The organism is Lysobacter soyae (assembly GCF_019551435.1).
Taxonomy (GTDB): domain Bacteria; phylum Pseudomonadota; class Gammaproteobacteria; order Xanthomonadales; family Xanthomonadaceae; genus Solilutibacter; species Solilutibacter soyae.
The window spans coordinates 954,809-969,639 of record NZ_CP080544.1 but is presented as its reverse complement, the minus strand read 5'-3'; the positions used below and the strand labels follow the sequence as shown (position 1 = coordinate 969,639).

Annotated in this window: 14 protein-coding genes; 7 read left to right on the top strand and 7 right to left on the bottom strand. The window is 59.0% G+C overall.

Annotation, left to right across the window (positions count from 1 at the left end):
• Positions 1-2: 2 nt before the first annotated feature.
• Entirely contained in the window at positions 3-1,106 is a 1,104-nt protein-coding gene (locus tag H8L67_RS04655) for an efflux RND transporter periplasmic adaptor subunit (protein WP_434063426.1), read from the bottom strand.
• Between the two features lie 232 nt (positions 1,107-1,338).
• Between H8L67_RS04655 and H8L67_RS04650 the strand changes: the two genes are divergently transcribed.
• Positions 1,339-1,659 (top strand): c-type cytochrome, encoded by a 321-nt coding sequence (locus H8L67_RS04650; protein ID WP_434063418.1) that lies wholly within the window; start codon positions 1,339-1,341, stop codon positions 1,657-1,659.
• Positions 1,660-1,667: 8 nt separating this feature from the next.
• A complete protein-coding gene (locus H8L67_RS04645; protein WP_220380578.1) occupies positions 1,668-2,132 on the top strand; it encodes a c-type cytochrome in 465 nt (154 codons plus the stop codon).
• A 55-nt stretch (positions 2,133-2,187) separates the two neighbouring features.
• Here H8L67_RS04645 and H8L67_RS04640 read toward each other — a convergent pair whose 3' ends face one another.
• Both H8L67_RS04640 and H8L67_RS04635 read right to left on the bottom strand, forming a co-directional pair.
• Entirely contained in the window at positions 2,188-3,870 is a 1,683-nt protein-coding gene (locus H8L67_RS04640; RefSeq protein WP_220380577.1) for a hypothetical protein, read from the bottom strand.
• Positions 3,871-3,883: 13 nt separating this feature from the next.
• Complete coding sequence (locus H8L67_RS04635; protein ID WP_220380576.1) at positions 3,884-4,477, bottom strand: NfuA family Fe-S biogenesis protein; 594 nt, start codon at positions 4,475-4,477, stop codon at positions 3,884-3,886.
• Between the two features lie 91 nt (positions 4,478-4,568).
• Between H8L67_RS04635 and H8L67_RS04630 the strand changes: the two genes are divergently transcribed.
• A complete protein-coding gene (locus tag H8L67_RS04630) occupies positions 4,569-4,910 on the top strand; it encodes a 4a-hydroxytetrahydrobiopterin dehydratase (RefSeq protein ID WP_220380575.1) in 342 nt (113 codons plus the stop codon).
• A 10-nt stretch (positions 4,911-4,920) separates the two neighbouring features.
• Here the strand turns inward: H8L67_RS04630 and H8L67_RS04625 are convergent, their stop codons facing one another.
• Positions 4,921-5,889 (bottom strand): RluA family pseudouridine synthase, encoded by a 969-nt coding sequence (locus H8L67_RS04625; protein WP_255556043.1) that lies wholly within the window; start codon positions 5,887-5,889, stop codon positions 4,921-4,923.
• A 365-nt stretch (positions 5,890-6,254) separates the two neighbouring features.
• Here H8L67_RS04625 and H8L67_RS04620 point away from each other — a divergent pair, with 365 nt between their 5' ends.
• On the top strand, positions 6,255-9,239 hold the full coding sequence (locus H8L67_RS04620) for an Rne/Rng family ribonuclease (RefSeq protein WP_220380574.1): 2,985 nt from the start codon (positions 6,255-6,257) through the stop codon (positions 9,237-9,239).
• Between the two features lie 75 nt (positions 9,240-9,314).
• Here the strand turns inward: H8L67_RS04620 and H8L67_RS04615 are convergent, their stop codons facing one another.
• A complete protein-coding gene (locus H8L67_RS04615; protein ID WP_220380573.1) occupies positions 9,315-9,974 on the bottom strand; it encodes a response regulator in 660 nt (219 codons plus the stop codon).
• Between the two features lie 428 nt (positions 9,975-10,402).
• Between H8L67_RS04615 and H8L67_RS04610 the strand changes: the two genes are divergently transcribed.
• Together H8L67_RS04610 and H8L67_RS04605 are read left to right on the top strand one after the other, a co-directional pair.
• Positions 10,403-11,110: a PP2C family protein-serine/threonine phosphatase gene (locus tag H8L67_RS04610; protein WP_220380572.1), complete on the top strand. Its 708-nt coding sequence runs from the start codon at positions 10,403-10,405 to the stop codon at positions 11,108-11,110.
• Positions 11,111-11,313: 203 nt separating this feature from the next.
• Positions 11,314-12,090, top strand: coding sequence for a helix-turn-helix domain-containing protein (locus H8L67_RS04605; RefSeq protein ID WP_220380571.1), 777 nt, complete (start codon positions 11,314-11,316; stop codon positions 12,088-12,090).
• Positions 12,091-12,094: 4 nt separating this feature from the next.
• On the opposite strand, the gene H8L67_RS04600 is transcribed toward H8L67_RS04605, so the two are convergent.
• Complete coding sequence (locus H8L67_RS04600) at positions 12,095-13,354, bottom strand: dicarboxylate/amino acid:cation symporter (RefSeq protein WP_343222349.1); 1,260 nt, start codon at positions 13,352-13,354, stop codon at positions 12,095-12,097.
• The gene (locus tag H8L67_RS04595) at positions 13,351-14,133 is read right to left on the bottom strand and encodes a L,D-transpeptidase family protein (RefSeq protein ID WP_220380570.1); all 783 of its coding nucleotides are present in this window, start codon (positions 14,131-14,133) and stop codon (positions 13,351-13,353) included. Before H8L67_RS04595 ends, H8L67_RS04600 begins: the two co-directional genes overlap by 4 nt.
• Positions 14,134-14,151: 18 nt before the next feature.
• Here H8L67_RS04595 and H8L67_RS04590 point away from each other — a divergent pair, with 18 nt between their 5' ends.
• Positions 14,152-14,805 (top strand): endonuclease V, encoded by a 654-nt coding sequence (locus H8L67_RS04590; RefSeq protein ID WP_220380569.1) that lies wholly within the window; start codon positions 14,152-14,154, stop codon positions 14,803-14,805.
• The last annotated feature ends 26 nt before the right edge of the window (positions 14,806-14,831 follow it).

Here is a 14,831-nt window from a genome sequence, read left to right as displayed (position 1 = left end):
GGTTATTTCGTCTTCGCGGCGGCCGCAGCCGGTGCCGGTGCGACCGGCTTGCCTTCGTTGATGACCTGGACTTTCACGCCGTCACGCAATGCCGCCTTGCCGGCAGTCACCACCGGATCGTTCAAGTTCAAACCGGAGACGATTTCGATCCATTCGCCTTCGGAATAGCCGGTTTTGACCGAGACGCGTGCTGCTTTTCCGTTCCGCACCGTGAACACGGCGGCTTCACCTTCGTCCTCGAGCAACGCTGCGCGCGGGATTGCCATGGCGCTGGCTTTTTGGTCGAACACGATATTGATGCGTCCGAACATGCCCGGCTGCAGCACGCCTGCACCGTTGAATGCTGTGACCACACGGAAGGTGCCGCTACCCGAATCCACCACGGGCGACACGCGCGCGACGCTGCCTTCAAACACTTGGCCAGGAACGGCATCGAGGCTCAATTGAACCGGCAAGCCGGCGCGGATGACGTCGACATTGCGTTCCGGCACGTTCAACGTCGCTTCAAGCCGGTTGGTATCGACGATGCGGAAAATGGGATTGCTGATTTGGACCAAGTTGCCGGTCTTGATCGAGCGCGAGGCCACGATACCGGAGATCGGTGCCACCACACGGGTGTAACTCAAATCCAACTTGGCGATATTCAACGCGGCACGTGCGTTTTGCAGATCGAAGCGGAGTTGATCGACATCATTCGCGCTCACCATCTTTTGCGTGGCGAGTTGCTGGGCGCGGGCATAGCTGCGCTCGAGCTTCATGACTTGTGCGGAGGTTTGTTGGACGCGAAGCTTCTGTTGCGCATCTTCGAGCTGCACGAGCACTTGGCCTGCGCCGACGTGTTGCCCTTCTTCCACCATCACACGTTGCGCGATGCCGGAGGTCTTGGCGACCACTTGAGCCTCGTTGCGTGCTTCCAGCGCCGCGGTGCCACTGAAACTTGCCGACATCGGACGCGTGGCAACGCGTGCGACTTCAACAGAGACAATCGTCTCTTGGGGTTTGCCGTCTTTCCCCATCCCGGGGCCTTGCGCGGCGCCACCCGGACCGCCCTTCTTGCAGCCCGCCATACCGCCGGATACGCCGATGACCAGTGCCAATGGCACGATCGCCAACCAGGTTTTGCCGGAGAGTCCGTGAGTTTTGTCGACGCGCATAGATAAGAGCCTGAGCAATAGATTCGAGGTGTTTGGGCAAGATATAACACCTTCCTGTTTTTCCATCGTGCCAGAGGTCATATCCGCCACAGGTCATGGGCTTGCAGGACTTGAATGCGCGGTCGGGCTATACTTCCCCACTGAATACCCACGGGCGTACGCGCCCCGCGCAAGAGACTTCAACATGCGAAAGCTTTGCCTGGCCATCGTTCTGACACTCGCCATGCCTGCCATGGCCCAAGCCGCTGACGTCAACGTCAAACGCGGCAAGGAAATCGCCTTCACCTGTCTGGGTTGCCACGGCATCACCGGTTACAAGAATGCGTACCCGAACTACCACATTCCCCGTATTGCCGGTCAGTCCGATCAATACCTGTTGAATGCGTTGAAGGACTACAAGGCCGGCAAGCGCAAGCACGCCACCATGCAGGCACAGGCCGCCAGCTTCAGCGATGAAGATCTCGCGAACCTCGCCGCCTACCTGTCCAGCATCAAGACGAAGTGAGCCACCCGATGATTGCAAAACGTATTCAAGTCGCCTGTTTCATCGCATTTGCCTCGTTGGGCCTGGCCGCATGCGGCAGTGGCAATAAAGACGCCACAGCCGAATCGCATGCCGAACAAAAAGATGAAGCGGCAGAAAAATCGCATGAAGCCGCGCAAGAGAACATCTCGTCGCGCTCGCTTGCAAGCTTGCCGTCGCCGAACATGGCAGCCGGCAAAGAAATCGCTGAAACCAAGTGCGTGACCTGTCATGGTCCGGGCGGCGCAAAACCGGTCAACAATCTGACCCCGCGTTTGGCCGGTCAGTACGGCGACTATTTGGCGCACAGCATGATCATGTATCGCGACGGTGAGCGAGATCACGCCATCATGAGCTTGCAAGCCAAAGAATTGACCGACCAACAAATTTCGGACTTGGCCGCTTATTTCTCGTCGCAACCGGGTCAGCTCGGCGACTTGGCAAACCAACACTGACTTTGTCGGTGGATGAAAAAAGCCCGCTACTGCGGGCTTTTTTTACGTCAGGATTTCACGGCGACGAGGCCGGCTTGGTTGACCATTCGTCGTTGGCCGGCTTCTTTGCTTGATCGGTTTTCGGCGGTCCCAACACACTTTGGTCCTCAAACAACTCACGTTTGAACGGAATATCCGGCGGCGGTCGCGCGGTCGCAGGGTTGTCTTTGGGACCGTTCTTTCCGCTGCCCGGAATACAACCCCCGCCCAACTGCAGCAGTGAAATCTGGCAGTTCAAGACCATATTGGTGCCCGGGATCGGAATCGAAATCGCTTTGATGCCCCGGCGCACCCAATCTTCAAGCAAGGTTCCCGGCGGTCGCCAGTACTTGTTGAACACCGTGTCCTGGACAACGATCCCCGGACGCTTCATCCAAGAACCTTCCTTGTAGGGATCCGGCGGCTTCGCCTTGAATTGATCCGGCAACCGGATACTGCCATCAGGATTGAAAATGCCTGCAGTGTTGTTTCCGGTGCCGTTCGCCTTTCCGTTGCCTCGGCTGCCACCTTTGGGCTTCCCCGCCACGTTCTTTTTCGCATCGCCCCAATCATCACCACGAATCGGCGTGGGCACGCTGCCCTGTTTGGGCGAAGTTGCGGCACCCGCACCCTGAGCGTTCGCGGCCACGCCTTGTTTGTTGCCGGCAGCGGCCGTCGGCGCGGCATTCGTAGCCGCGTTTTGCGCGCCGGTCGTGGTGCTGGCCTGTGCCTTATCAGAACTATCTGCCTGACCGGCGGCGCTTCCATTGGACGGCGTCGGATTGGGCAAAGCCTTGACCGCACCGGTCAAGTCCGAGGCCTGCATGCCCTTGGGTGCCTGCGTATTTGGCGCGATGCGAACATTCGGCATGGAAACACGGGGCGCCGCGGGCTCAGGCTCTGCGGGCATGGGCAATGTCGACAGCTCGGGTAACGTCTCCGCTTTCAATTCAACCGGGCGCTGCGCCGGCAGCGGCATGGGTTTGATATCCGGTACGCGGTACTCGGTCACCGCCGGGGTCGGCTTACTTGCAACAATCGGCTGGCTCTCGACAGGCTGTTCAATGTGCTGAATCGGCGGCGTGATGTTGCTGTGCGTGGGCACGGTGGCCTGCGTGACCGGGACGCTGGTTGCCTCGATATTTTCTTGCACCATCTCCGGCGTCATCGCATTGGCAGATTCCGATGCGGGTGCGTCGACGGTGGATTGCGCAGAACGGGATTGAGCCGACGCCACTTCGATATCACCGGCCCGTTCGGGCGCGCCGCCGCCCTCTTCTTCAGGTGCGCCCGCGCCGATCATTTGCACGCGAATGCTTTCATCCATTTGCGGGCGAGGCGGCATCATGAACTTCCAATACATGAGCCACAACAACATCGCGAAGAAAAACAGGTTCATCAAGGTACTGATGAAGGCTGCCGAGATTCTGAGTTTGCGATCTTCCGGTCCCGGCGGCATCCATTCCTGATTGAAGAGCCGTCGGATGGCTTGCCAGCGCGTGAGCTCCGGCAGGCGGCGCGTCGGTGGCTTGGGGCCGCGTTCAAAAAACACATCGCTCAAGCCGACCGGACTGAACACCGGTTGTGGCGCACTCGCCGGCCGCGCATCCAAGATCGCGTGCACGCGCGCAGCGTTCGACTCGCGTGATTCAGGCCGGATGGAGGTCAGTTTGCGTCTGGAATGCTTGAGGGCGTCGGCCAAACCTTCAGGCGTAAACATGCAGGCCCGCCGCTCAGTGACCCGTGCGCGGCATATAAGGCGCCGCACCCGAATCATGGTCGGTCGCATCACGGACGGCCGTGACCTCGGGCACACGTTCTTTCAGCGTCGTTTCAATGCCTTGTTTGAGGGTCACGTCCGCCATGCCACAGCCGTGGCAGCCACCGCCAAAACGCAGATACACCACGCCGTCGGCATCCACCGATTCCAATGTGGCACTGCCTCTGTGGCTCGCCAGCATCGGATTGATTTCGTGTTCCATCACATGGCGCACGCGCTCAATGACCGATGCGCCCTCGCCCGGAACTTCACCCTTGATTTTCGGCGCACGGATTTGCAACTGGCCGCCCATGCCTTGGGTCAGATAGTCGATGCGCGCACCATCCAAGAACCCTGCGGAGGCACCATCCACCCACAACGTGAAGCCATGGCAATCGACCGCCCATTCTTCACCGTCCAAATCGCCCGGCCCGGCAAATACCAAGGAAACATCGGCTTTGGGCGTACCGGCATTCACAGCAGCCAAACGCACGCCGATGTCCGGCATGTCTTCTTTTTCCAACAATCGGCGGAAGTGGGCTTGTGCAGATTCGGTGATTTCAATCATGGAAGGTATTCTAACGACACGTGGCCGGATCGAGGTCTACCGCGCTTTCGCACCGTCCACGGTTTTAACTCGCATACAGAAGAGACACCGCATGATCGATTTGGTTCCCCTCCTGCAAGCCCATTGTGTCGCCAAAAAGGGCGCCGAACACAAGTTGGGCGAAGTGGATGTGCGCAATCTGATGAGCCAGCTCGACGGTTGGTCATTGATTGAAAACGGCCACGCCATCGAACGAACGTTCACCTTTCCCGACTATTACAAGACGATGGCCTTCGTGAACGCGTTGGCGCATATGGCCCATCGTGAGGACCACCATCCGGACTTGGGCGTGCACTACGACCGCTGTGTCGTGCGCTATTCGACCCACGATGTGGGCGGCTTGTCGGAAAACGATTTCATTTGCGCGGCCAAAGCTGACGCCTTGAACCGCTGATCGTTGCGACCTAGCCGGCCATTTCGTCCAGCACCTGGCGCAGATCGTCCGACAACGGCGCATCGAGCACGTATTCGTCGCGACCTTCGTTCAAACGGAACTTCAACGACGCCGCATGCAGAAATAAGCGTTTCAGGCCGTACTTCGTCTTGAAACGCTTGTTGACGGTTTCGTCGCCGTATTTCTCATCGCCGGCCACCGGATAGCCGATGTGTTGGGCGTGAACGCGAATTTGGTGGGTGCGCCCGGTTTCAATCCGCACTTCACAGAGCGAATGGCCGTCCAGACGCTGCAAGACTTTGAAGTGGCTGATCGACGGCTTGCCTTGCGGGTTGACCTGTACATGGCGTTCACCGCCCTGACGCAAACCCACGTGCAGCGGCGCGTCCACATGCATGGTGCCATCGGGCATCCGGCCCACCAGCAGGGCCATGTAGCGCTTTTCGATACCCGCCCCGTGGTCTTCCCGCAGCAGCGCTTGCAATTCGCGCAGGGCCGAGCGCTTCTTTGCGAACACCAGCAGGCCGGAGGTATCGCGATCCAGCCGGTGAACCAACTCGAGATTGTCGTTGGGCCGTAGCGCACGCATGGCTTCGATCGCCCCGTGGCGAATGCCGCTGCCACCGTGGCTGGCCAATCCGGTCGGCTTGTTGATGGCCAGGAGGCGCGCATCTTCAAAGACAATCGCGCGCTCCAACACCTTTAGTAAGCCTTGGGCGACTTCAGGCCTTTCCGCGTTCTCATCAGGCATTGAGATTGGCGGGATTCTCACGACCTCGCCTGCGACCAGCTTGCGCTCGGCTTTGACCCGCCCGCCATTGACACGCACCTGGCCCGAACGCAGCAGCTTATAAATGAGTGACTTGGGGACGCCCTTCAGCTGACCCAGCAGAAAATTGTCCAGCCGCTGGCCGTCCCGATCATCCGGAACCGTCACCATACGCACGCCCCGTGGCGCTGACAAAGCTGAATCTGACATGGGCTTTCTGATACACTCCGGATACGAAACTTTATGGCTGTTTTTCGCCACAGTTGCGGCCGAAAGCCCACTGTACGAAGTTCCGCCCAGTAACGGAACCACCACCCTTGGGGTGGACATGTTAACCGGACTGGCGGCGCCAGCGACGATCGTCGGGCCTGAAGGGCCTGTAGTAGAACCCATTCGTGTCGAGCGTTGCGCTTTTCGCTGCGCCGGCTCCACAAAAACCAAGGAAGAAGCGCTCCCGCGGCATGCCGTGGTGTTGTAGCGCTGAACGACTCGAAATACGCGCTTGCGCGGAGTTTTCGTTGTTCAGAGGCAGTAACGCCCGGCGTTGGCGCGCATGGTAGCGCGAGGAACGCACAATGAAACGCATGCTCATCAATGCGACACAGGCAGAAGAACTGCGTGTCGCCATTGTCGATGGCCAGAATCTGTACGACATCGACATCGAACAACCGTCCAAAGAACAAAAAAAATCCAACATCTACAAGGGCAAGATCACCCGTATCGAACCGTCGCTTGAAGCGGCATTCGTCGACTACGGCGCCGCCCGCCACGGCTTCCTGCCGCTGAAAGAAATCTCCAAAAGCTTCTTTGTCGATGGCGTCGACCACCGCAGCGGCAACATCCGCGAGCTGCTGAAAGAAGGTCAGGAAATCGTCGTTCAGGTCGATAAAGAAGAACGCGGCAACAAGGGTGCGGCGCTCACAACCTTCATCTCGCTGGCCGGCCGTTACATGGTGCTGATGCCTAACTCGCCGAGCGCGGGTGGCGTCTCGCGCCGTATCGAAGGCGAAGATCGCGCTGAACTCAAGAAGGCCATGGACGCGCTCACGATTCCGGACGGCATGGGCGTGATCATCCGCACCGCCGGCGTCGGTCGCGATGCCGAAGAACTGCAATGGGATCTCGATTATCTGCTGTCGGTGTGGCGCGCCATCACCGAGGCCTCGTTGTCAAAGCCCTCGCCGTTCCTGATCTATCAAGAATCGCGTTTGATCATCCGTGCGCTGCGTGACTACATGCGTCCGGACATCGGCGAAGTGTTGGTCGACACGCCGGAAATGTACGAAGAGGCGCGTGAGTTTGTCGAGCAGGTGATGCCGCACAACTTGCGCAAGCTCAAGCATTACACCGACGACACGCCGCTGTTCAATCGCTTCCAAATCGAATCGCAAATCGAAAACGCCTACGAGCGCGAAGTGCGTCTGCCGTCCGGCGGCGCGCTGGTGATCGACCAAACCGAAGCACTCACTGCGGTCGACGTGAACTCCGCCCGCGCAACCCGCGGCGGCGACATCGAAGAAACCGCCTTCCAAACCAATCTGGAAGCCGCCGAAGAAGTCGCACGCCAATTGCGCCTGCGCGACTTGGGTGGCCTGGTGGTGATCGACTTCATTGATATGGATTCGACCAAGCACCAACGCGAAGTCGAAAACCGTCTGCAGAATGCCTTGCGCTCCGACCGTGCGCGCGTGCAGTTGGGTCGCATTTCGAAATTCGGCTTGATGGAAATGAGCCGACAACGTTTGCGTCCTTCTTTGGGCGAAAACAGCCAGATCGTGTGCCCGCGCTGCGAAGGCCATGGCCGCATGCGCAGTGTTGAGTCGCTGTCGCTTTCTATCATTCGCGTGGCTGAAGAACACGCCATGAAAGACAACACCGGACAAGTGCTGGTGCAAGCGCCGGTGGACATCGCCAACTATCTGTTGAATGAAAAGCGCAGCGCGATGGCGGAGATTGAGCGTCGCCACGGCGCACCGATTGTCATCGTTGCCGATGAGCAGCTGCACACGCCGCATTACGAAGTGACGCGCCTGCGTGAAAACGAAATGGGCGAAGAATCGTCGCGTCCGAGCTACCAACGCGGCACGCCGCGCAAGTTGCCGACCTATGCGCTGACGAAGAAGAACTTGAACATTCCGGATGCGCCCGCCGTCAAGGCTGTCCGCCCGTCGCAACCTGCCCCGATTCGCGAACCCCAAGCCCCGGTGCAGGAAATCGCACCCGCGCCGGTGGCGGCGAAGCCACGCAAGGGGTTGTTCGGCCGCATCCTCGACGCGTTGAAGGGTGAGGACGCCGCTGCGCCGGTGGAAGCACCGAAGCCTGCGCGTGGCAATGACGCCCGCAACAACAATCACGATCGCGGTGGCAATAACAACCGCAATCGCAATGCGCGTAACGACCGCAACGCTGATCGCCAAAAGCCGGCACGCGACGAAGCAGCACAAGGGAATCGTGCCAACGATCAACGGACCAAGCAGGAACCGCGCCCGCAGCAAGCCAAGGCAGCACCGGCGGAAAAGCCGGCAAATGCCAAGCAGGCACCGATGCCGGCAGCCGCTCAGGCACCTTCAGATGCCGCAACGCCGAACGACATCGCCGCGAACAGCGAAGTTCGTAGCAGCCGCCGCCGCAATCGCAATCGTCGTGGCCGCAACGGCCAGGATGAGGGCGCGGCAACGGGTGCCGTGAACGAGGCGGTTGAAACCACAACGACTGAAACGCCCGCAACGGCCGTCGCCGACACGACCGTGGCTAGCGCACCGGCACCGGCGGAAATTGCAGTGAATACCGCCACTGTTGCTGCGGAAGTCAGCGCCGAAACGGACGCGCAGAGCGATGAAGCAGCAGGCGAAACCGACAAGCCGAAGCGCCGTCGTGGCCGTCGCGGTGGCCGTCGTCGTCGTCGTGGTGGCGAAGGCGCGGCAGGCGAAGGCGCAGAAGATTCGGCATTCGATGACGCGGACGACACGCACGCGGAAACCGGCAGCCAGCCGGAGTTCGAATTTGACGACATTGAAGCCGGCGCGCCGGTCGAGACCGCCAAAGCAGCCCTCGTTGACGCGTCCGCCCCGACCACGCCGAATCTGAATGTCACAGCGACCGCGACCACAGCCAGCGAAGGTGTTGATGCCGTCGCATCGACCGAATCCTTCGTGCCGGCGAGCAATGCGGAAGCGGCTGCGCCGCAGTCGGATTCCGTGACAGCGACCAGCGATGAGGACATGCCTGCCACCTCGGCAGCTGTGCAACAAGCCGAACTCACTGCCGCGCCGGCCATGGCCGTCGTCGAACCGGTTACGGAAGCTCCGCAGCCGGCGGATGCGGCTGTGAGCACGGCAGAGGAAGCTGCTGCCGCCCAGGTCGACGAAGCGCCTGTCGCCGAATTGACGAAAGAAAGCGGCATGGGTTTGAACCAAACCCGTATTCCGCAACCCCTGCCCGCGTTGTCCTTGTCTCAAGCCATCGCGGTATCGCTTGCGGACCCGTCCAACAGCATCTTCCGCAATTCAACGGCGCCCGCGCCGAAGATCGAAGATACCGACGACAAGCCCGAGGCCTGACCGGCCTCAATCGCGGGACAAAGAAAAGGCGCAATCCATGGATTGCGCCTTTTCAGTTTCCACTCCCCGGAAATTTCAGAAGTCTCTAGGCAACGTCTGACTCGGATCCCCCAGCCCATGTTGCGACACCATGCGCGCCAGCGCAACTACATCTTTGATCCCCAGCTTGTCGTAAGCGCGTGTCTTGTGCGTATTGATGGTCTTGGCACTGAGGTTGAGCCGGCGGGCAATTTCTTCCTGGCGGATTCCCCGAACCAGCAGCAAAGACACTTCAATCTCCCGGCGAGATAGCAACTCGAACGGCGATTTGTCCTTGTTGACGCTGTAAAGCGCCATGTTCTGCGCGACATTGGTCGCCAAAAACCGCTTGCCCTTGTACGCATCACGAATCGCGCGAATCAGCTCACGCGAATCCCCGCCTTTGCCCACATACCCACATGCGCCCGCATCCAATAGACGCCTCGGCAGCGGACCATCCTCCATCACGGAAACCACAACAACCTTGATTTCCGGCATGGTCCGCGTCACACGCTCAGTGACTTCCAATCCGCTCACCCCTGGCAGATGGATGTCACACAACAAGACATCAGGTCGCAATGCCCTCAGCTGCGGCAGCGCAGTCTCCCCAGACTCCGCTTCGCCAACGACCTCGATATCAAGCTCCGCCTTCAACATCATGCGCATCCCCGAGCGCACGAGCGTGTGATCCTCCAGCATGAAAACGCGTATTGCCATACGATCTCTCCCCAAAACGTCATCCAATTCTGGTAGATGCGTCACACAATGACAACGATGAAAAGCGAGTTTTGGCCTGAGAAGTTTCGCGGAGCCAATGGGATGGAGAGTTTTCTACCCAAAGCAAGTCAAGAAGAACTCATGAGAAAGCGATTCACAGATAAGCAGGTTTTCCACACATTTTGGAAGCAAAGGCCCGCACAACTTCGATCAAAGCATTGTGCTAGATACATAACATTTCGGAACGCTCGTTCTACCGATGGCGCAATCAGATCGTCCGTCTTGAGTAGCTCTGCGGAAGCATTCTCGTTGCTCTTAATTCAACACAGTCAGTTCAATGATGGGCCTTCAATTAGTCCGTCAATTGATTGAGCGAATTGCCGATTTTCTGCCATGATGTAGACAGTCGTCACACTACACATTCCGCCATGTTCGAATTCGGCCATCTCACCCATACCGGCTTGCGTCGCGACCACAATGAAGACACCTATCACGGTGAGGCGGCGCTCGGCTTGTTCCTCGTGGCCGATGGTATTGGCGGCCACGACTACGGTGAAGTGGCGAGTGCTCTGGCACGTGATGTGATCGTCCGGGAAGTGCGCGATGGCCACGGTTTGGTCGATGCGTTTCGCACCGCCGGCGAGGAAATCCTGCGCGCCTCAAGACGTCGTGCGGATACCCTGCCAATGGGCACCACCGTCGTCGCCGCATTGGTCAAGAAGAGCCGGTATGAAATCGCCTGGATTGGCGATAGTCGCGCCTACCTGTGGCGACCCGGCACACGCGCAGTTCAGATCACCCAAGATCACAGTCATGTGGAAGAGTTGGTCGCACACGGCATGCTGAGCCGTGAAGAAGCGCGCTCCCATCCCAAACGCAAGATGGTCACGCAAGCGCTGGGCGTGACTGATTTGACGCAGCTGAATATCGAAAGCATTTCCGGAGATTTCGAACCGGGTGCCCAACTTCTACTGTGTAGTGACGGGCTGACCGAACACGTCACCGACGAGGTGATTTCATCAGTATTGGCAAACACCAAGGCGACCGCGCAAGAGGCCGTCGACACTTTGGTTGCCGGTGCGCTGGATGACGGCGGGACGGATAACGTCACCGTCCTCGTCATACGTCACAGTTGATCAAGCTAGAGAGACCAAACGAAAGGAATCTGTTCACAAAAATAGAACAAGCCTCACTTGAACTGCAGACAAACAATTGTCTCGTCCTCGTTCGACCGTTCCAAACCTTTTCAGACCGCACCTTTCAATACCGTGCGACATTTCCCCGCGCATAGCCTAACGCATCCCGGTTTCTTGCACCCGAACCGGCTAAAATGGACGGTATGAGCACAGATACCGACGCCACTTTGCGAGCGGCGAGCTTCCCGAAAACCAGTCCGGGCACGCTCTCCGATGACGGCGATGCGCTTAGCTTCTGCACAACTTGTGCATTCTCAAACGCCTGCATTTCACATGGGCTGGACAAAGACCAGCTGAATGAACTGCACGTTCTGGTTGAGCATATCGGGCCATTCCATGCCGGTGAACATATCTTCCGGGATGGCGATGCATTTGATGCCATTGCGGCGGTACGGTCCGGCAGCGTGAAAACTTACGTGCTAGATCGCGACGGCAATGAACATGTGCTCGGCTTCCACTTGCCGGGCGAGCTGATCGGCTTGAATGCGATTGATGGCGATCACTATCCGTGCAATGCCGTGGCGTTGGATACGGTGAGCCTGTGCCGCTTCTCGTTCCCGAAGATTTCGATATTGGCTGCCAAACTGCCCGGCTTGCAGCGCCAACTTTTCCGTTTGTTGAGTCGGGATATCGGCAAGGCCGCCTTGATGGCGGGTGATTGGACGGCGGAACAACGCATTGCCGCCTTCCTGGTCGGCATGTCACGCCGGTTGAGCGAGCGTGGCTATTCGCCGACTCGGTTCCAACTCAGCATGGCGCGAACCGACATTGCCAACTATTTGCGTTTAGCACCGGAGACCGTCAGTCGCGCCTTACGCAAATTCCAAGAGGAAGGTGTGCTGCACGTCGACCGACGTAATCTGGAAATCCTGGATCTCACCAAGTTGGAAACGCTCGCCAATCCGATCTTGCGTACTTAAGCGCCTAGGTTGAGGGGTCGGCCGGCGCATCGCAGGCCTCACCTTTGGCAACAACGCTGGTTGCCGCCAAATCGCCGGTGACATTACCCAGCGTGGCAAACACATCCGGAACGGTGTCGACCGCGAGCAAGACGCCCAGCGGCTCCACCGGCAACCCCATCGCATTGGTGATGGGGAGATTGGTGGCGATGAAACTGGCTTGCCCCGGCAGCCCGACCGAACCCAAGCTCACCACGACCGCCAACAAAACGGCGACCAACATTTGTACGGGACCCAAGTGCACACCTTGGGTCCAGGCAATGAACGAGGCCACGACGATGTATTGGACCGGGCTCGTCAGACGGAACAGCGACACCGCCATCGGCAATACCAACGAAGGTACACGCAAGGGATGACCCAAACTCTTGGCTGCAACTTGCAGCATGGCCGGCAACGACGCCAATGAAGACTGCGTGCTGACCGCCACGGTTTGTGCCGGAATGATGCCACGCGCGAATGCCGAAACCCGGTCACGCCCTGCCACGAATACGACGACATACATCGACAAAGTCGCCAGCACATACAACACAATGCTGACGGCGATGTAGATCGCCAACGCGGAGACCATATCCAAGCCGGTCTTCGCGGTCACCGCAAATACCAACGCAAACACACCGATCGGCGCGACCGCCAAGACCCAGCGCACGATGACAATCATCGTATCGGCGACGGCTTGAACGACTTCTGTCAGACGTGCCGCGCGCGAGGCTTCGATACGCGTCAACGCAAATCCGAAAAACAAGGCAAATACCACCAGCGACAGCATGGTGCCATTGGCCGCGGCGGCGATCGCATTGGTCGGAATGATATTGGTAAACCAATCGGTGGCCGCAGGTGCTGCCGTCTTGGCAGCGTCCGCACTTCCTGGCCCGACCAACGCATGCATCAAGGTCTCGCTACGCGGGGCAAGATTGAACAGCAGCGGCGCCAAGATTGCCGTCAAGGTCGCACTGAAAACCAAGAGCACCAGAAACACGGTCAAAGCTTTGCGCGTCATCCGACCGGAGGCCGCGGCGTGCTCGGCGTTGCTGACCGCCAAAACCACCAAGGCGGCGACCAGCGGAACAACCGTCATTTGCAGTGCGTTCAACCACAACTTGCCGATGGTTTGAAAAATGGTGGCGAGCGTGAGGGTGGCTTCCGGCGCCACACGGCTGGAAGTGAGCCCAAGCAGCACTGCCGCTATCAGGGCCGTGATCATTCGCGCAGTCGTCGACAACTTCATTCGATGCCATTCTCCATTGCCGGCAAAGCCAAGCTCGCCGCGTATGCTTGGTAGGCGTTTTCAGGCATCAACACAAAAACGGGATTCTCGCGTCGATCCAACCAAGCAATGAGTGTTTGCATGTCTTCAGGGGCCATTGCCGTACAGCCGGCCGTCGGCGTATCTCGATTCTTCCATTGATGCGCAAAGATGCAGCTGCCCTTGCCCGGTACGGCATCGGCGTTGTGTTCAATGACGAACCCGCGTTGATAACGCATGTCGCCTGGCTTGATCAAATCAAGTCGCATCGGCTCGGTTGAACCCAAGACCGCCGATTCCCCCACCTTGTTGGCATCCACGATGCGGTTGTACAAGGGCGATGCTGGTACGTCCATGCAGTAGTTGCTGGCTTGCATCGGGAGATAGATGAGTCGTGTGTCCAACTGTGTTGCATAACCGAATGCCGTGCCGATGCGGAACACGCCCGCCGGTGCTTTGCCGTCACCTTCGCGTTTTACCGGTGAAACGGCATCGGCAACCACGTCTTCCAAGCCGCGTCCCCAAGCACTGCCGGTACGACCCACAACAACTTCGACGGGGGCACCGACCGGCCGCCACTGCCCATGATGCTTTTCGAAACGTTGCAATTGACCGTGCGTCGCGTCCCAATCTTTGACCAGCACACGCACCAACTGCGTTGCGCTCGCGGCGTTGTGCACAGCCTTCGTCGACGGGTTGGCGGCGCAGCCTGACATCAGCGCGACGCTGGCAAACAAGAGTGGGTAAAGTAGTCGCTTCATTGCGCCAGCATACCTTCCATGAGCCCTAGCAGGGAATCCCGCACATCCGGCGCAATCACGCCTCGCCCCGCCGCATTGGGTGCGCAGGTGGGCGAGGCACGGCTGAAAGATGAGTTTCCGAAAGTCCTGCGCACGGTCGCCGGCGTGTGCACCGAATGGCATTCCGATGCCGGTGAACTGCGTGGCGCCGCAGTGCTGATGTCGTTCAAGGAATTTGCAGTCATTGATGCGGCGAGCGTGCGAATCGAAAGCCCTGCGCGCCCCGATTCGGAAGCCGTCGTCAGCTTGCTGCGCTCGGCGCTTGCACAACTTTCCGCACCGCCTGATTTGCTGTTTGTGCATGGCCATGGCGTGTCGCACGCTTCACGTGCAGGTTTGGCGGTGCGCTTGGGCGTACTGATGGATTTGCCGACCATTGGTGTTGCCCGGGAATCCGATGTCGGCACCTCCAAGCCCTTACACGAAATGCGGGGCGCGTTTTCGCCACTGCGGGAAGGCGGCGTGCAAATCGGTTGGGTGTTGCGCAGCAAGATCGAATCGCCGCCGTTGATTGTGTCGCCGGGCCATCGCGTTTCCATGGCCGCCGCACCCGAACTTGTGATGGATGTCATGAGATCGGACCGCATTCCTGAACCGATTCGTATCGCGGAATCGTATTTGCAGGGCGAATAGCGCGTTCTTTCACGTGCCATGCGGAC